This window comes from Streptomyces sp. NPDC003284, assembly GCF_053589675.1.
Map to the genome: position 1 here is coordinate 775,312 of NZ_JBSFSI010000001.1, position 17,923 is coordinate 793,234.

General features: G+C 74.1%; 12 protein-coding genes. 7 read left to right on the top strand and 5 right to left on the bottom strand.

Annotated features, from left to right (window positions below):
• Window positions 1-3 precede the first annotated feature (3 nt).
• The 5 genes from ACWDYF_RS03420 (at window position 4) to manB (ending at window position 7,866) form a co-directional block, all read left to right on the top strand.
• Window positions 4-636 (top strand): DJ-1/PfpI family protein, encoded by a 633-nt coding sequence (locus tag ACWDYF_RS03420; protein WP_018568063.1) that lies wholly within the window; start codon window positions 4-6, stop codon window positions 634-636.
• On the top strand, window positions 633-2,651 hold the full coding sequence (locus ACWDYF_RS03425; RefSeq protein WP_389463881.1) for a maltotransferase domain-containing protein: 2,019 nt from the start codon (window positions 633-635) through the stop codon (window positions 2,649-2,651). The genes ACWDYF_RS03420 and ACWDYF_RS03425 overlap by 4 nt, the downstream gene beginning before the upstream one ends.
• Window positions 2,648-4,063, top strand: a complete 1,416-nt coding sequence (locus ACWDYF_RS03430; RefSeq protein ID WP_381744146.1) for a maltokinase N-terminal cap-like domain-containing protein — start codon at window positions 2,648-2,650, stop codon at window positions 4,061-4,063. Before ACWDYF_RS03425 ends, ACWDYF_RS03430 begins: the two co-directional genes overlap by 4 nt.
• A 208-nt stretch (window positions 4,064-4,271) precedes the next feature.
• Window positions 4,272-6,503, top strand: coding sequence for a 1,4-alpha-glucan branching protein GlgB (glgB, locus tag ACWDYF_RS03435; RefSeq protein WP_389463884.1), 2,232 nt, complete (start codon window positions 4,272-4,274; stop codon window positions 6,501-6,503).
• Window positions 6,493-7,866 (top strand): phosphohexomutase domain-containing protein, encoded by a 1,374-nt coding sequence (gene manB, locus ACWDYF_RS03440; protein WP_381744148.1) that lies wholly within the window; start codon window positions 6,493-6,495, stop codon window positions 7,864-7,866. The genes glgB and manB overlap by 11 nt, the downstream gene beginning before the upstream one ends.
• On the opposite strand, the gene ACWDYF_RS03445 is transcribed toward manB, so the two are convergent.
• Window positions 7,850-9,199 carry a helix-turn-helix domain-containing protein gene (locus ACWDYF_RS03445; RefSeq protein WP_381744149.1) on the bottom strand — a complete coding sequence of 450 codons (1,350 nt, stop codon included), beginning with the start codon at window positions 9,197-9,199 and terminating at the stop codon, window positions 7,850-7,852. The genes manB and ACWDYF_RS03445 overlap by 17 nt on opposite strands.
• A 388-nt stretch (window positions 9,200-9,587) precedes the next feature.
• On the opposite strand from ACWDYF_RS03445, the gene glgA reads away from it, so the two are divergent.
• Entirely contained in the window at window positions 9,588-10,772 is a 1,185-nt protein-coding gene (gene glgA, locus ACWDYF_RS03450; RefSeq protein ID WP_389463931.1) for a glycogen synthase, read from the top strand.
• Window positions 10,773-10,788: 16 nt separating this feature from the next.
• Here glgA and ACWDYF_RS03455 read toward each other — a convergent pair whose 3' ends face one another.
• From ACWDYF_RS03455 to ACWDYF_RS03465, 3 genes are read right to left on the bottom strand one after another with little or no spacing between them, the layout of a single operon-like run.
• Window positions 10,789-12,843: an ABC transporter ATP-binding protein gene (locus ACWDYF_RS03455; RefSeq protein ID WP_389463888.1), complete on the bottom strand. Its 2,055-nt coding sequence runs from the start codon at window positions 12,841-12,843 to the stop codon at window positions 10,789-10,791.
• Window positions 12,840-13,682 (bottom strand): ABC transporter permease, encoded by an 843-nt coding sequence (locus ACWDYF_RS03460; RefSeq protein ID WP_381744151.1) that lies wholly within the window; start codon window positions 13,680-13,682, stop codon window positions 12,840-12,842. Before ACWDYF_RS03460 ends, ACWDYF_RS03455 begins: the two co-directional genes overlap by 4 nt.
• On the bottom strand, window positions 13,679-14,659 hold the full coding sequence (locus ACWDYF_RS03465; RefSeq protein ID WP_381744152.1) for an ABC transporter permease: 981 nt from the start codon (window positions 14,657-14,659) through the stop codon (window positions 13,679-13,681). The genes ACWDYF_RS03460 and ACWDYF_RS03465 overlap by 4 nt, the downstream gene beginning before the upstream one ends.
• Before the next feature lie 133 nt (window positions 14,660-14,792).
• On the opposite strand from ACWDYF_RS03465, the gene ACWDYF_RS03470 reads away from it, so the two are divergent.
• On the top strand, window positions 14,793-16,565 hold the full coding sequence (locus ACWDYF_RS03470; RefSeq protein ID WP_389463891.1) for an ABC transporter family substrate-binding protein: 1,773 nt from the start codon (window positions 14,793-14,795) through the stop codon (window positions 16,563-16,565).
• 124 nt (window positions 16,566-16,689) lie between these two features.
• Here ACWDYF_RS03470 and ACWDYF_RS03475 read toward each other — a convergent pair whose 3' ends face one another.
• Complete coding sequence (locus ACWDYF_RS03475; protein WP_381744154.1) at window positions 16,690-17,892, bottom strand: IS701 family transposase; 1,203 nt, start codon at window positions 17,890-17,892, stop codon at window positions 16,690-16,692.
• Window positions 17,893-17,923 lie beyond the last annotated feature (31 nt).

The window sequence follows — 17,923 nt, forward strand, 5'->3', positions numbered from 1 at the left end:
GCCGTGCGACTGACCGGACACAAGATCGCGATCCTGCTGGAGAGCGACTTCTACGAGCCCGAGATCCTCTACTACCAGCACCGCTTCCCCGAGGAAGGCGCCGAGGTGCACTTCCTGTCCCGGATGTGGGGCCAGGACGAGATCACCTTCCAGGGGCACGAGCACCGGATGCCGTTCGTCGTGCGCGAGTCCTTCGAGGACGTCGACGAGTTCGCGCTCAAGGAGTACTCCGCGGTGATCGTCCCCTCCGGGATGGTCTCCGACCGGCTGCGCTACACCGAGGACCCGGCCGAACTCCCGCCCGCCGTACGGTTCCTGCGCCGCGCCTTCCAGGACCCGGCCATCGTCAAGGGCATCATCTGCCACGGCATGTGGCTGACCGCCCCGGTGCCCCACCTGGTGCGCGGGCGCCGGGCCGTCGTCCACAACAACCTGCTGGGCGACCTGCGCAACATGGGCGGCCTGTACGTGGACGAGGACGTCGTCGTCGACGACGACCTGGTCACCGGGCGCACCGGGGCGCACTGCCACCTGTTCGCCCGGACGATCATCGACCTGATCGCCGACCGGGACCGGGACCGGGCCGCCCGCTCGCGCGGCGGTGTGCGGACCGCGGCCCTCGGAGGTGCCCGATGACCGCCGTCATGGACCCGGGCGCCCGGGTGCCCGTCGCCGACCGCATCCCGATCCGCGACGTCCGCCCCCAGGTGCGCGGCGGCGCCGTCGCCGCCAAGGGCGTCGCGGGGGAGACGCTCACCGTCAGCGCCACCGTGTTCCGCGAGGGCTCGGGCGAGATCGGCGCCAACGTCGTGCTGCGGGACTCGCAGGGGCGGCCCGGGGCGTGGACGCCGATGACCCTGGCCGACGCGGACGCCGACCGGTGGGAGGCCACCGTCGTGCTCGGCGAGCCGGGCCGGTGGACGTACACCGTCGAGGCGTGGGCCGACCCCGTCGCCACCTGGCGCCGCGACGCCGCCCTGAAGGTCCCCGCCGGGGTCGACGTCGAACTGACGCTCGCCGAGGGCGCGCTGCTGTACGAGCGGGCCGCCTTCGGCATCCCGGACACCGCCCGCCGCGAGGCGGTGACCGCGGTGGCGCGGGCCCTGCGCGACGGGGCGAGCCCGCTCGCCTGCCGGCTCGCCGCGGCCGAGGCCCCCGAGGCGGCCGCCGCGCTGCGCCGGCACCCGCTGCGCGAACTGGTCACCGTCTCCTGGCCGCTGCCCCTGCTCGTCGAGGGGCGCCGGGCCCTGGTCGGCGCCTGGTACGAGATGTTCCCGCGCTCCGAGGGCGCCCGCACCGCCGACGGCGCACCGCCGGTCAGCGGCACCTTCGGGACGGCGGCGCTGCGGCTGCCCGCGATCGCCGCGATGGGCTTCGACGTGGTGTACCTGCCGCCGGTCCACCCCATCGGCCGCACCCACCGCAAGGGCCCGGACAACGCGCTCACCGCCGCCGCGCACGACGTCGGCTCGCCCTGGGCGATCGGCTCGGCCGAGGGCGGCCACGACGCCGTCCACCCCGACCTGGGCACCCTCGACGACTTCCGCCGCTTCGTGGCCCGCGCCGGGGAACTCGGCCTCGACGTCGCCCTGGACTTCGCCCTCCAGTGCTCGCCCGACCACCCCTGGCTGACCGAGCACCCCGAGTGGTTCACCCAGCGCGCCGACGGCTCCGTCGCCACCGCCGAGAACCCGCCCAAGAAGTACGAGGACATCCATCCCCTCGCCTTCGACCGGGACTTCGAGGGACTGGTCGCCGAGAGCGTACGGCTGCTGCGCTTCTGGATGGACCAGGGCGTGCGGATCTTCCGCGTCGACAACCCGCACACCAAACCGGTCGGCTTCTGGCAGCGGGTGATCGCGGAGATCAACGGACGCGACCCCGATGTGGTGTTCCTCGCCGAGGCGTTCACCCGGCGCGCCATGGTGCACGCCCTCGCCCAGGCCGGCTTCCAGCAGTCGTACACGTACTTCACCTGGAAGAACGAGAAGGAGGAGCTGACCGAGTACGCGAGCGAACTCGCCCACGAGAGCGCCGACTTCCTGCGGCCCAACCTCTTCGTGAACACCCCGGACATCCTGCACGCCTACCTCCAGGAGGGCGACCGGCCCGCCTTCGAGACCCGCGCCGTGCTCGCCGCGACGCTCGCCCCGACCTGGGGCGTGTACGCGGGCTACGAACTGTGCGAGAACGAGGCCCTGGCACCGGGCACCGAGGACTACCGGAACTCCGAGAAGTACGAGCTGCGCCCGCGCGACTGGGCTGCCGCCGAGGCCGAGGGCCGCTCCATCGCCCCGCTGCTGACCCGCCTCAACGAGCTGCGCCGCGCCCACCCCGCCCTCCAGGAGCTGCGCAACCTCCGCTTCCACGGCGTCCCGCACCCCCAGGTCATCGCCTACTCCAAGCAGGTGCGGCTGCCCGACGGCTCCCTCGACACGGTCCTCGCCGTCGTCAACCTCGATGCGCACCTGCCGGCCGAGGGCACCGTCACCTTCGACCTGGCCGCCCTCGGCCTGCCCGACGACGGCTCGCTGAAGCTGCGCGACGTGCTGACCGGCGAGGTCCACTCCTGGCGCCCGGAGACGTACTTCCGTCTGGTGCCGGGCCGTTCCCCGGCCCATCTGCTGGTGCCCGTCGGGGAGGAGCCATGACGGTCGCCTGGGTGGACGTCGGGCAGCGCCGGCCCGTCGATCCGCTGCTGGGACTGCTCGACCCCTGGCTGCGCACCCGCCGCTGGTACGCGGCCGGAGCCGGACCCGCCGGTCCGCTCACGCCGGTCGTGGCCGACGTCGTACGCGAGCAGGCGCCCGCCCTGGTGCACGCCGTCCTGCGCACCGCCGCCGGACAGCTGTACCAGGTCCTGCTCGGGCTGCGCCCCGAACTGCCCCGGCGGCTCGCGGACGCCGCCATCGGCCGGGTGCCGGAGGGGGAGTGGCGCGGCTGGACGCTGTACGAGGCCACCGAGGACGCAGCGCTCATGGGGGTCCTGCTGCGCCACCTCGCACAGGGCGGCGGCGACGGGCTGCGCATGGAGCGGACCACGCCGCTGCCGCTGCCGGTGGGCCTCGTGCCCAGGCCGCTGACCGCCGACCAGAGCAACACCGCCGTCGCCTTCGGGGACCGGCTGCTGCTCAAGCTCTACCGGCGGCCCGAACCCGGCCCGCACCTGGAGGTCGAGACACTGCGCGCGCTCAGCGACGCGCGCTGCGCCCGTACCCCCCGGCTGCACGGCACCCTGCTCAGCGGCGGCAGCGCACTGGTCCTCGGGCTGATGGAGGACCTGCTGCCGGCCGAGGGCGACGGCTGGCAGGCCGCCGTGCGCCAGGTCGCCGACTGCGTGGACGGCACCTGTCCCGCCGTCCCGGCCACCGGCGGCTTCACCGCGCACGCCCGCGCCCTGGGCACGGCCGTCGCCGAGGTGCACACGGCGCTCGCCGACGCCTTCCCGCGGGTGCGGCTCACCGCGCAGGACATCGCGCGCCAGGCCGCCGAGATGACCGGGCGCCTGGAGACGGCCGTCCTGGAGGTGCCGGGTCTGGCCCGGCACCGCGGCGGGCTCGTCCGGCTCTACGAGGACTACGCGCGGGCGGGCGCGCGCGGCTGCGCGGTCCTCGCCCAGCGGGTCCACGGCGATCTGCACCTGGGCCAGGCACTGCCCACCCCGGCCGGCTGGCACCTGATCGACTTCGAGGGCGAACCGGCCCGCCCGGCCGCCGAACGCGCCGCGCCGCAACCGGTGCTGCGGGACGTGGCCGGGATGCTCCGCTCCTTCGACTACGCCGCCCAGGCGGGGCTGCGGACCCTGCGGGAACGCGACCTGGACGAGGCACCCGGCGCCCGGCTGCGCCGGGTCCGCCGGGCGCGGGCGTGGGCCGCGCGCAACCGGCGCGCGTTCGTCGCGGGCTACGCGGAGGCGGGCGGCACGGACCCGCACTGCCACCCGCTCCCGCTGCGGGCCTTCGAGGCGGACAAGGCCGTCTACGAGGCCGTCTACGAGTCCCGGCACCGCCCCGACTGGCTGCCGATCCCCCTGGAGGCGGTGCACCGGCTGGCCCGTACCTGACCGGACGGCGCCGAAGAGCGCCGAAGAGCGCCGAAGAGCGCCGAAGAGCGCCGCAGGGCGCCGCAGTGGACGGCCGCGCGCGACGGGGGCGCGCGGCACCCACGCCCGCCGCCACTTCGACCGCACCACCCCCGACCCGTGCCCGCCCGCGCCGGAGCGTGACCCGGCGCGGGCCGGGACCCCGCACGAGAGGACCGCGACGTTGCCCGTGACCGCCCCCCACCCGGACGCCGACCTGGACCGCATCCTCGTCGGCGCCCACCACGACCCGCACAGCTTCCTCGGCGCCCACCCCACAGCCGACGGCCACACCGTCGTGCGCGCCCTGAAGCCCCTGGCGCGCGCCGTCGTGGCCGTCCGCCCCTCGGGCGAGCGGACCCGGCTGACCCACGAGCGCGACGGGTTGTTCACCGGAACCCTCCCCGGCACGGCGGCCGACCACCACCTCCTGGTCACGTACGACGACGGCGTCGAGCGGATCCACCACGACGGCTACCGCTTCCCGCCCACCCTCGGCGCCATCGACCTGCACCTCGTCTCCGAGGGCCGCCACGAACTGCTGTGGCGGGTCCTCGGCTCCCATGTGCGCACCCTGGACGGCGTCACCGGCACCTCCTTCGCCGTGTGGGCGCCCAACGCCCAGGGCGTGCGCGTCATCGGCGACTTCAACGGCTGGGGCGCCGAGCACCCGATGCGCTCGCTCGGCGCCAGCGGCGTGTGGGAGCTGTTCGTGCCGGACGTCGGCGCGGGCACCCGCTACAAGTACGAGATCCACACCCGCGACGGGCGCCTGCTCCAGAAGGCGGACCCGCTGGCCCGCGCCGCCGAGACACCGCCCGCCACCGCCTCCGTCGTGCACACCTCGGCCTACGCCTGGGGCGACGCCGCCTGGATGGCGACCCGCGGCGGCGAGGACTGCCACGGCCGCCCGATGTCCGTGTACGAGGTGCACCTGCCGTCCTGGCGGCCCGGCCTCGGCTACCGGCAGCTCGCCGGGGAACTGCCCGCGTACGTGACGGAACTGGGCTTCACCCACGTCGAGTTCATGCCCGTCATGGAGTACCCCTTCGGCGGCTCCTGGGGCTACCAGGTCACCGGCTTCTTCGCGCCCACCTCCCGGCTGGGCGGACCCGACGACTTCCGGTACCTGATCGACTCCCTGCACGCGGCGGGCATCGGGGTGATCCTCGACTGGGTGCCCGCGCACTTCCCGAAGGACGATTTCGCGCTGGCCCGCTTCGACGGCGAACCGCTGTACGAACCGGCCGACCCGCGCCGCGCGCACCACCCCGACTGGGGCACCCTGGAGTTCGACCACGGGCGCCGCGAGGTGCGCAACTTCCTCGTCGCCAGCGCCGTCCACTGGTGCATGGAGTTCCATGTGGACGCGCTGCGCGTGGACGCCGTCGCCTCCATGCTCTACCTCGACTACTCCCGCCCGGACGGCGCCTGGAGCCCCAACGAGCACGGCGGCCACCAGAATCTGGACGCGGTCGCCTTCCTCCAGGAACTGACCGACACCGTGCGCCGCACCGCGCCCGGCGCGCTGACCATCGCCGAGGAGTCCACGGCCTGGCCCGGCGTGACCCGGCCCACCTACGAGACCGGCGACGACGGCTTCGGCGGCCTCGGCTTCGACCTCAAGTGGAACCTGGGCTGGATGCACGACACGCTGGACTACCTCGCCCGCGACCCGGTCCACCGCGCCTGGCACCACGACGAGATCACCTTCTCCCTGGTGTACGCCCACAGCGAGCACTATCTGCTGCCGCTGTCCCACGACGAGGTCGTGCACGGCAAGGGCGCCCTGGTCTCGAAGCTGCCGGGCGACTGGTGGCGGCGGCGCGCGACCCTGCGCGCCCTGTACGCCTACATGTGGGCCCACCCGGGCAAGCAACTCCTCTTCATGGGACAGGAGTTCGCCCAGGGCGAGGAGTTCGACCACGACGCGGGCCCCCAGTGGCGGGTGCTCGACGAGGGCTGGCCCTCGCACGCCGACCACCGGGGCGTGCGCACCCTGGTCGGCGACCTCAACGCCCGCTACCGCGCCACGCCCGCCCTGTGGGAGCTGGACTCCGACCCGGCCGGTTTCTCCTGGATCGACGCCTCGCACGCCGAGGCCAATGTGCTGTCCTTCGTCCGCCGGGACAGGGCGGGCCGCCCGCTCGCCGTGGTCGCCAACTTCTCGCCCGTCGTGCGCACCGGCTACCGCGTCGGGCTGCCGGACGCCCCGGTGTGGCGGGAGGTCCTGAACACCGACGACGAGGCGTACGGCGGCAGCGGGGTGGGCAACGACCGGGTGATCCGGGCCGGGCGGACCCCCTGGCACGGGCGGACGCGCAGTGCCGCCCTCACCCTGCCGCCGCTCGCGGTGGTGTGGCTGGAGCCGGCCGAGGGCGCCGCTCACGACCTTGAGGAGGACGACCTCGATGACCACTGAACCCGCCGGAACCGAGGACGACCTGTACGACCGGATCGTCACCCCGTACGACATCAGGGGCCTGTTCCGGGCCGAGGTCGACCCCGGGCTCGCCTACCGGGCCGGTGCCGCCTTCACCGAGCTGACCGGCGCGGACACCGTCGCCGTCGCGCACGACGCGCGGCAGTCCTCGCCGGTGCTCGCCGACGCGTTCGCCCAGGGCGTCCTGGACCAGGGCGCCGACGTGCTGGACGCGGGCCTCGGCTCCACCGACTGCCTCTACTACGTCTCGGGCCGCCTGGGCGTCCCCGGCGCCATGATCACGGCGGGCCGCGCCCCCGCCGCGTACAACGGGATCCGGCTGTGCCGGGCCGGGGCCGCCGACCTCGACGAGGGCACCGGCCTGGAACTGCTGCGCCGCCGGCTGCGCGAGCCGCGCCCGCCGCTGACCGACCGCCCCGGCTCGGTGCTGCCCGGCCGCGCCGTGGACGACTACGCCGCGCATCTGCGCTCGCTCGTGGACCTCTCGGACATCCGCCCGCTGAAGGTCGTCGTCGACGCCGGGAACGGGATGGCGGGGCTGACGGCGCCCCTGGTCCTCGCTCATCCCTCGATCGAACTGGTGCCGCTGCGCTTCGAGCTGGACGGGACCTTCCCCTTCGGCGCGCCGGACCTCGCGGACGTGAGCGCGCTGCGGGACGCGGTACGGGAGTCGGGCGCCGACGTGGGTCTTGCCTTCGACGGGGACGGCGACCGGCTGCTCGCCGTGGACGAGCGCGGCGCCGTGGTGCCGCCCGCCGCGGTGATCGCGCTGGTGGCCGGGCGGGAACTGGCCCGCCGGCCGGGCGCCGCCGTGGTCCACGACCTGGTCACCGCCACCTCCGCCATCGACGCCATCAAGGAGGCGGGCGGCATCCCGGTGCGCTCGCGCACCGGCCCGGCGGCCATCAAGGCGCTGATGGCCGAGCAGGACGCGGCGTTCGGCGGCGCGCACTGCGGCCACTACTACTTCCGTGACTTCTGGTACGCCGACACGGGCATGCTGGCCGCGCTGCACCTGCTGGCCGAACTCGGCGACACGGCCTGCGAGCTGTCCGAGCTGGCGGCCCGGCACGACCGGTACGCCTCCTCGGGGCCCGTCGACGTCCGGGTGCCCGATCCGCTGGCCGCCCTGCAACGTGTGGTGCGGCACTTCGCCGCGCGGGGCACGGCGCTGGACCACCTGGACGGGGTGACCGGTGAACTGCCCGACGGCTCGTGGTTCAACGTGCGTGCCCCGGGGACCGGCCCCGTCGTCCGGGTGAACGTGGAGGCGGGGACGGTCGCGGCGATGGGGCGGCTGCGGGACCGGGTGGTGGACGTGGTGGTCAGCGCCGGTCGATGAGCGCGGCCTCCGGGGCGCGGGTGCGGGCCAGGCCCGCGGCGGTGAGCGCCATGTCGTAGGCCTTCAGGGCCTCGTCCTGCTCACCGCCCTGGCGCCACAGGTCCCCGATGTGGCGCCAGGTCTGCGCGGCGTCGTGCGAGGCGGGCTGCTGCCGCAACTGGCGGGCGGCCGAGTGGAGGTGCTGCACGGCCTCGTCGGGGGAGTTGCGCAGCAGGTGGATCTCGGCGAGGTACGTCCGGGCCAGCGCGGACAGCACCCGGGAGTCGGCGCCGAGCAGCCCGAGCGCGCGCTCGGCGTGGGCGGCGGCCGCGTCCCAGTGGCCGAGCTGCTTCTCGGCGTTGGCCAGGTTCAGTTCGCAGCGGGACAGCTCGCTGGCGCTGCCGACCTCGGCCAGCGCCTCCTGCGCCGACTCCAGCAGCTCCAGGGCGCGTTCGGGATGGGGCGGATCCAACTGGAGCAGCATGGAGCCGTAGTTCATCCGGAGCATGGCCGCGTGGCGCGCGTTGTCGCCCTCGGCCATCATCGCGAGCGCCCGTTCGGTCAGCGCGATGGCCTCGCTCAGCCGGCCCTGGGAGCCGGCCACCAGGCCCGCGTTCCAGTAGACGGCGCCCCGGGCCCCGTGGGAGCCCTGGGTCTCGGCCGCGGGCAGCAGCCGCTCGCCGAGGAGCTGGGCCCGGGTCAGGTCGCCCCGGGTGTGGTACGAGCCCATGAGGGTGACGCCGAGCTGGATGTGGTCCATCGTCGTCTCCAGGCCGAGCCCGTCGAGCTGGGCCACGGCCCGTTCCCCGATGTCGATGCTGAGCGCGATGTCCCCGGCGTCGCGGTAGCACCGGCACAGGGCGACCGCGATACGGCACCACTCGTCGGAGCCGACGGCGATGGCGGGGTCGCGGTGCAGGTCGTCCAGGACGGAGATGGCGGCCTCCAGGCGGCCCGTCTTCTCCAGCGCGGCGGCCTGGCCGATGAGGGCGCGCCGGATCATGGAGCCGTCCAGCGCGGAGCGGTTGGAGAGCAGTTCACCGAAGGACTGGAGGGCCTCACCGTTGTCTCCGTTGCGCAGCGCCATCTCGGCGAAGGCGAGCTTCAGCCGGTACTCCTCGGCGCGATGGTCGTCGATACCGGTCAGCAGGTACTCGGGGGAGGTGCCGAGCTTCTCCGCGATGGTGGCCAGCACCGGAGAGGACGGCACGCGCTTGCCCGACTCGATCAGCGAGATGTAGCTCGTGGAGGCTTCCGCCGAGGCCAGATCCTGCTGCTTGAGCCCGCGCCGTATCCGAAGGGTCCTTATGCGGCCCCCAAGGCCCTCTGCCCGTTCCGCCTTGGTGTGATCCATGGGGACTCCTTCCGGAGTTCATGACTGCGTGTGTGACAACTCAAAGTTACCAGCGTGACTCTGCGAAGCCCAGTGCTCTTTGAGAAGTCCTCCGCTTCTTAGGCAAGTCCGGAGTTGGCCGGTAAAGGCCAGCGAGCTTTGCCGTCTTATTACTTGACTATAAAAGTGACTCAGACTTGACTCAGGGTGTCAACTCGACTGAGAGCGTGACGATTGGGGGGCTACGAGATGCGGAAGAGTCTTTTGTCACTCCTCCTTGTCCTGTGCGTGGGGGGAGTCGCGGCCGTCGGCTGCTTCGCCGAGACGGCCGGACCCGGACGGTCGGAACCGATCAGCAAGGAGGCGACCATTGAGGGCACCTGCTGCTGATGGTCCGGTGCCGCTCCGGGTGGACCTGCTCACCCGCGAATACCCGCCCGCCGTCTACGGCGGCGCGGGAGTCCACGTGGCCGAGCTGTCCCGCGGCCTGCGGGAGCTCACGGACGTACGAGTGCGCTGCCTGGGCGAGCCCCGGCAGGAGAACGGCGTCACGGCCTACGCGACCGACACCCGGCTCACCGCGGCCGACGCGGCCCTCGGGTTCCTCGGCGCGGACCTGGCCATGGCGCGGGACTGTGCCGGTGCGGGAGTCGTGCACAGTCACACCTGGTACGCCAACATGGCGGGCCACCTCGCCCGGACCCTGCACGGGCCGGCCCATGTCATGACGATGCACAGCCTGGAACCGCTGCGGCCCTGGAAGGCCGAGCAACTGGGGGGCGGCTACGCGCTGTCGAGCTGGATGGAGCGCACGGCCGTCACCGCCGCCGACCGTGTCGTCGCCGTCTCCGCGGCGATGCGCGAGGACGTCCTGCGGGTCTACCCGCAGGTCTCGCCGGACCGGGTGCGGGTCATCCACAACGGCATCGACGCGGACGTGTACCGCGCCGACCCGCGCACCGACGCGCTGCACCGGCACGGCATCGACCCCGAGCGGCCCTATGTGCTGTTCGTCGGCCGCGTCACCCGGCAGAAGGGGCTGCCGCACCTGCTGCGCGCCGCGTTCGGCCTGCCGCCCGAGGCGCAGCTCGTGCTGTGCTGCGGACAGCCGGACACCCCGGGCATCGCCGCCGAGGTGGCGGTCCTCGTCGAGGAACTGCGCACCGTGCGCGACGGGGTGTTCCGCGTCGACGGGATGCTGGACCCCACGTCCGTACGCCAACTGATGACCCACGCACGGGTGTTCGTGTGTCCCTCGGTGTACGAGCCGATGGGCATCGTGAACCTGGAGGCGATGGCCTGCGGCACGGCGGTCGTGGCGTCGGCCGTCGGAGGCATCCCCGAGGTCGTCGCCGACGGGGAGACCGGCACGCTGGTCCCCTTCGAGGCCAGGACCGACGCCACCGGCGAACCGGCCGACCCGGAGAAGTTCGCCGGGCAGCTCGGCCTCGCGATCGGCGAGCTGATCGCCGACCCGGCGCGCGCCGGGCGGTTCGGCGCCGCGGGCCGACGGCGGGCCGTGGAGCACTTCTCGTGGCACCGGGCCGCCGAACGCACCATGGAGGTCTACGCGGAGGCCGTGGCGGCGCGCTGAGCGCCCCCACCACGGCTCACTGCGCCGGGGGGCGCCCCTTCGAGGCCGTACGGCCGTGGAGGGGCGCCCCCTCGTCCGGGTACGGGAAGTGGCAGGCCGCGCCGTCCTCCGCGGGCGCGGGCAGATCGCGCTCGCACAGCAGACGGTGCTCCGGCGGCAGCCGCCGGTGGACGGGGCAGCGGCCGCGGAAGGCGCAGCCGGCCGACACATCGGCGTCCACCGCCGCCGGCCCCGGCAGCCCCGTCGGCTCCGGTCCCCCGGTCCGGCCGGGGCCCGCGCGCGGCACGGGCGCGGGCACGGCCGACAGCAGTGCGCGGGTGTAGGGGTGCCGGGGCCGGTCGAACACCGCGCCGACCGTCCCGGACTCCACCGTGCGCCCGCCGTACATCACCACCACCCGGTCCGCGAGCTGCCGTACGACCGCGAGATCGTGCGAGACCAGCAGACACGCCGGACTCCCCGGCGCCGACGTCACCCGGCGCAGCAGGGCGATGATCCCGGCCTGCACCGACACGTCCAGCGCCGACACCGGCTCGTCCAGCAGCAGCAGTTCGGGACGGACCGCGAGCGCGCGGGCCAGGGCGACCCGCTGGAGCTGTCCCCCGGAGAGCTGGTGCGGACGGCGTCCGGCGGTCGCCGGGTCCAGCTCCATCTGGGCCAGCAGCTCACGGGTGCGGGCGGCCACCCGCGGTGCCGGGGTGCGCAGCGCCTCCATCGGCTCGGCGACGATCCGCGCGACGGTCATCCGCGGGTCCAGGCTCGCCGCGCAGTCCTGGAGCACGAGCTGCACCCGGCCGCGCAGCCCCCGCGCAGCGGCCCGGGTCAGCGCCGCCGTGTCCTGGCCCAGGACCTCGACGCGGCCCGACTCGGGCGCGGTGAGCGCGATGATCCGGTCCAGCGTCGTCGACTTGCCCGCGCCGGACTCACCGACCAGCGCGACGGTCTCGCTGCGCCGGACCTCCAGATCGACGTGGTGGACCGCGCGGTGGGAGCGGTGGTCGGCGCGCAGGGCGGTGACCCGCAGGGCCGGGACGGCGGAGCGGGGCCGGGGCGCGGGCGGGGGCGAGGCGGGATAGAGGTCCGCCGCGCCGCGCGAGGCCGTGACACGCGGGCGCAGACAGGCCACCAGATGCGTGGCCGAACCACGTTGTTCCACGAGCGGTTCGAGCCCGGGGGCGATGCATGCGCATTCGGGGGCGGCCACCGGGCAGCGCGGCGCGAACGCGCAGCCCGCGACGGCTTCCCCCGGCGGCGGGGGCGTCCCCGGTATCTGGGTCAGCGCGTGGGCCGCGTCCAGGCGCGGGGCCGCGGCGAGCAGCCCCACGGTGTACGGCATCCGGGGCGCGGCGAACAGCTCGCGCGTCGGGGCCGTCTCCACCACCCGCCCCGCGTACATCACCGCCACCCGGTCGGCGGCGCCCGCCACCACCCCGAGGTCATGGCTGACCAGCAGCAGCGCCGCACCGGTCGCCGCCCGCGCGTCCTGGAGCGCGGTCAGGATCTCCGCCTGCACACTGACGTCCAGGGAACTGGTCGGTTCGTCGGCGACGATGACGTCCGGCCGGCCCGCGACCGCCATCGCGATCATGGCGCGCTGGCGCAGCCCGCCGGAGAGTTCGTGCGGATAGGCGCGCGCCACCCGCTCCGGCTCGGGCACGCGCAGCCCGGTGAGCAGTTCCACGGCCCGCCGCCGTGCCGAGCGCCGGGTGGGGCGCGGCCGTTCGTGGATGCGCAGCACCTCGCCGATCTGGTCGCCGATCCGGTGCACCGGGGTGAACGCGGCCAGCGGGTCCTGGAACACCATGGCGATCCGTCGGCCGCGCAGCCGCGCCAGGTCGCGCACCGGGAGGCCGACCAGTTCGGTGCCGAGCAGCCGCACCGAACCGCGCACCGCCGCCTCGCGCGGCAGCAGCCCGAGCGCCGCCAGCGCGGTGAGGGTCTTGCCCGCGCCGGACTCGCCGACGAGGCCGAGCACCTCGCCGCGCTCCAGGGTCAGGTCGACACCGCGCAGGGCGGGGCGGCCCGGCCCGAACTCCACGTGCAGCCCGCTCAGTTCGAGCACCGTACTCATGCCGGGACCTCGGTGCGGGCGGTCCTCGGGTCGAGCGCGTCGCGCAGCCCCTCGCCGACGAGGTTCACCGCCAGGACGAAGCAGAGCAGCATGCCGGTGGGGAAGAAGAACATCCACGGATAGGTGAGCGCGACCTCCGTGCTGTCGGCGATCAGCGTGCCCAGGGACACGTCGGGCGGCTGGACGCCGAAGCCGAAGTACGACAGGCCCGCCTCGCTGATCACCGCCCCGGCCGTGGCGATCGTTCCATGGGTGATCAGGAACGAGGTCATGTGCGGCAGGATGTGGCGGCGGACGATGCGCAGGGGGTGGACGCCCATGTGCCGGGCCGCCGTCACATAGGGCCGCTCGCGCAGCGAGAGCGCCGTCGCGCGGACCGCCCGCGCCGTGAGCATCCAGCCGAGCGCGGCCAGCGCCCCCGCGTAGGCCACCCAGCCCGCCCCGCGCAGCGCGGGCGCCACCACGACCAGCACGAGAAAGCCCGGGACCACCAGGAACAGGTCCACCAGGAAGGTGACGGCCCGGTCGGTCCAGCCGCCGAAGTACCCGGCGCAGGTGCCGGCCACCGCCGCGAAGGCCGTGCCCGCCAGCGCGACGAACAGCCCGATCAGCAGCGACTTCTGGAGCCCGCGCGCGGTCTGCGCGAACACGTCCTGGCCGATCCGGTTGGTGCCGAACCAGTGCCGGGCGCCCGGCGGCGCGCTGAGCGCCCGGTAGTCGATGTCGGTGGGCGAGGACGGAGACACGTACGGCCCGGCGGCCGCGTACGCGCACAGCAGCGCGATCAGTACGAGGCCCAGCAGCGCGCCCGGCCCGTGCCGCGACGGGAGGATTCTCACCGGCGCACCCGCGGGTCGAGCACCAGCAGCAGCGCGTCGGCGAGCAGCCCGGCGAGCAGCACCGTCACGGCCGAGAACAGGCAGACCGCGACGACCGAGTTGACGTCGCCCTCCTGCGCGGCCGCCAGGAACCAGCTGCCCACGCCCGGCCAGCAGTAGATCTGCTCCGCGAAGACCGAACCGGTGAACAGGGCGAGGAAGCCGAACGAGAAGAACGTCGTCATCGGGACCAGCGACACCCGCAGCCCGTGGCGCAGCAGCGCCCGGCCGGGCGTGAGGCCCTTGGCCTGCGCGGTGCGCAGATGGTCGGCGGCGAGCACGTCCAGGGTCGCCGCCCGCTGGTAGCGGCTGTAGGAGGCGATGGCGCCGAGCGCCACCGTGGCGGCCGGGAGCACCAGATGGGACGCCCGGTCGGTCAGCCCGGACGGCCAGGCGCCCCGGCGGCCGGGCGTCGCCTCGCCGGTGTAACGGATCACCGTGTGTCCGACGCTGTCGTTGAAGGAGAGCGCGCCGTCCTTGAGGAGCAGTGCCAGCACGAACGTGGGGACGGACAGGACGAGGAAGGAGAACACCGTCAGCACCCGGTCGGGCAGGCGGCCCCTGCGGACCGCGGCCCATACGCCCGCGAGCACCCCGAGCCCGGTCCCCACCACCGTCCCGGCCAGCAGCAGCCGCACCGAGACACCGACGCGCCGCCCGAACTCCGCGTTCACCGGCTCCCCGTCGATGGTCCGTCCCAGGTCGCCGTGGAGCGCCCGCCAGGACCAGTGCCCGAACCGGAGGAGGACCGGAGTGCCGTCGTCCAGGCCGAGCGCGGCGAGCTGGTGGTCGACCGCCGAGGCGGGCGGACGGGGGGTGCGGTTCTCGAAGTGGGCGCGCGGACTGAGCGCGGCCGAGGCCACCACGTACGACACGAGAACCGAGACGAGGAGGAGGGCCGCGCTGTGGGTGATGCGCCAGAGCGCACGGCCGGCCATGAGTCTCCTCGGTGGGGGCGGGCGGCGGTCACAGTTCATGAGCGCGATACACGTCGATGGTAGATTCAACGCGCTCTATTCGTAGGTCAGTTCGCATCTTTTGGTGATCTTTTGCCTTGTCCAGGGGGGACATGTGAGCCGATTACGCAGCATCGGAGCCGTTCTCGGACTGCTCGTGACGACCGTGCTCGCGGGATGCAGCGGATCCGGCGGCCCACCCGACGGACAGCGCTCCGCGGCGGCGGCCTACGGCTCCCAGAGCATCGGCGCCGCACCCGTGACCGGACTGCGTGACGGCGGAACGCTCACCCTCGGCATCTCCGCCTGGCCCACCCAGCTCAACTACCACCAGGTCGACGGCGCCACCGACGGCGTCTCACAGCTCGCCCAGCTCGTGGAGCCCGGCCTCTTCCGGCGCGACGCCAGGGGAGTACCGCACCGCGACACCGACTACCTCCTGTCGGCGAAGATCACCGACACCTCGCCGCAGACCGTGCTCTACCGGCTCAACCCCAAGGCCCGCTGGTCCGACGGCCGGCCCGTGGGAGCGGCGGACTTCGCCGCCCAGTGGCGGGCCATCGGCCGCGGCGACAGCCGCTACCACATCGCCGACCCGACCGGCTACGACCAGATCGCCTCGGTGAGCGCGGGCGCGGGCGGCGACGGCGCGCACGAGGTGAAGGTAGTCTTCCGCACCCCCTACACCGACTGGCAGCGGCTGTTCACCCCGCTGTACCCGGCCTCCGCCATCGGCACCCCCGACCGGTTCAACCAGGGCTGGATCGACCGGATCCCGGTCAGCGCCGGACCGTTCAAGGTCGCCTCGCTCGACGACACCACCGAGACCGCCACCGTCGTGCGCGACCCCGCGTGGTGGGGCACCCGGCCCCGGCTCGACAGGATCGTGCTGCGCACCCTGCTGCCCGGCGCCGCCCTCCAGGCCTACCGCAACGGCGAGATCGATGCCGTCAACGCCGGTACCGCCGAGGACTACGCGCAACTGAAGGACGCCGGGGACAGCGAGATCCGGATCGGGTCCTCCTGGGACGAGGTGCATGTGGCGCTGAACGGCGCCGCCGGGCCGCTGACCGACATCGACGTCCGGCACGCCGTCCAGCGGGCCGTCGACCGGCAGGCGCTCGCGGACGTCGCCGCCAAGGGACTGCCGGTGGGCGTCCCGCTGCTCGGCAACCACATCTTCATGGTCAACCAGCCCGGCTACGCCGACCACTCCGCCACCTGGGGCACCCACGACCTCGCCGAGGCCCGCCGCATCCTGGACCGGGCCGGCTGGAAGCAGCACGGGCCGGGCGAGCCGCGCACCAAGAACGGCAGGACGCTGCGGCTCCGGTTCGTCGTCAGCACGGCCACCACCCGCCTCGGCCTCGACCTCTCGCAGCTCGTCCAGTCGATGCTCGGCCAGGCCGGGATCAAGGTCGACATCGTCAAGGTGCCCGCGAACGACTACACCGCGAAGTACCTGAACCACGGCAACTTCGACCTGGCCATGTTCCGCTTCGTCGGCCTCACCTACCCGAGCGGCGTCCTGTCGATCTACGAACAGCCGCACGACGGCGCCTCGTTGCTCAACTACGGCAGGGTCGGTGACGCCACCGTCGACACACTGCTGCGCCAGGCCGCCGGCACCCTCGACACACGGCGCGCCACCGAGCTGTACAACCGGGCGGACGCCGAGATCTGGCGCCTGGGCCATGACATCGAGCTGTACCAGCGCCCGCAGCTGATGGCGGTCCGCGCGGGCCTGGCCAACTACGGGATCCCCGGACTCGGCGACATCGACTGGACCAAGGTCGGCTGGGCCAGGAGCCGCTCCGGGGCCGGGGCGACGACGGCCGCCCGCACCGGGACGGCGGCGGTGTCCCCGGCGCCGCGAGCGACGCCGTAGCTCCGCGCACGCCTGTCCGGTGGCGGTCGGACCGCCACCGGACAGGGGCTGTGTGCCGCGCGGAGCAGCACTCGCGGACCGCTCGGACCGCCCGGACCGCTCGGACCGCTCGGGGCCGCTCGGCTCAGACCGCGGAGCCGCTGAGCACCCGCGCGGGCCGCGGCGCCGCCGCCCGCAGCGACGCGTAGCCGAGCGCGGCCGACGCCAGCGTCACATGGTGGTGCCAGCCGCGGAACGAACGGCCCTCGAAGTCACCGAGCCCGAAGTCCTCGTGCAGCCGCCGCAGGCCCGTACCGGCCAGGGAGCGCAGCTGCGCCAGCGGCAGCGCCTCCGCCAGCCGCCGGGCCGGCAGGTTCGTCAGCCAGTACGCGCGCGGCTCGGGCCGCCCGAACGGCCAGTCCGTGACCAGATGGCGCGGTCCCGGCCGGTGCGCGGGCGCGGTCCGGCCGGTGGCCGGCCGCCCGCACAGCAGCGCGGGCGTGGACAGGAACTGCGTGCGGTACCGGCGCTCGCTCGTGCGGTCCTGCCAGCTCACCGGGGTGCGCTCGGTGCGCCGGGCCACGTGCGCGGCCAGGTCGGCGACCGTGCCGCGCACCGCGGGCAGCGCCGAGTGCGGGCGCGGCATGGTGACGGCGGTACGCGGGGAGACCTGGACGAGATAGCCGAGGCCCCGCGCCTCCAGACCGCTCAGCAGCGGATCGGTCTCGGACTCGTGGCGCCAGTCGGCGAGCACCGGCCGCGGGTCCAGCAGCCACTCCTCGGTCATCTCGTCGACGGCCTCCAGCACATAGCGCCAGCGCGGCCTGGACTGCTCGTGCGCGGGCAGGTGCGCGGCCCGGCGTAACTGCTCGTCCCGGTCCCAGCGGGGCGGGAGCAGCAGCCGCCAGTTCACCGGCAGCCCGCCGCCGGCGCCGACCAGCGAGACGGCGCAGGCGAGCTGGCAGTTGACGGTGCGCTCCTGGGACGGGGCGTACTGCCGGGCCACGCCCACCGAGCGGTCGCCGTTCTTGACGAAGACGACCTCGTCCACCGACCAGGCGTCCACGGCGAACGCGTTGGCCAGGCGCAGCGCCGTCTGGCGCCGCACCGGGGCGCACTCCCACGGGCTCTGGTGCACGAACTGCTGGAGCTGCTGCACGGCGGGCCGCCCGAGCACGTGCTCGGAGATCCGGGTGGGGGTCTTGCGGCCCGGCACGGACAGCAGGCCGCGCAGATAGACCTCGCCCCAGCGCCGCTGGTCGGAGCGGGCCAGTTCACGGAAGAGATCGCCGCAGTACGCCTGGAAGGACAGCGCGGCGGGCGCATCGAGGGGAGTCGGAGAGGACACAGTGCTCCCGGGGTGGTGCGGAACAGGTCGG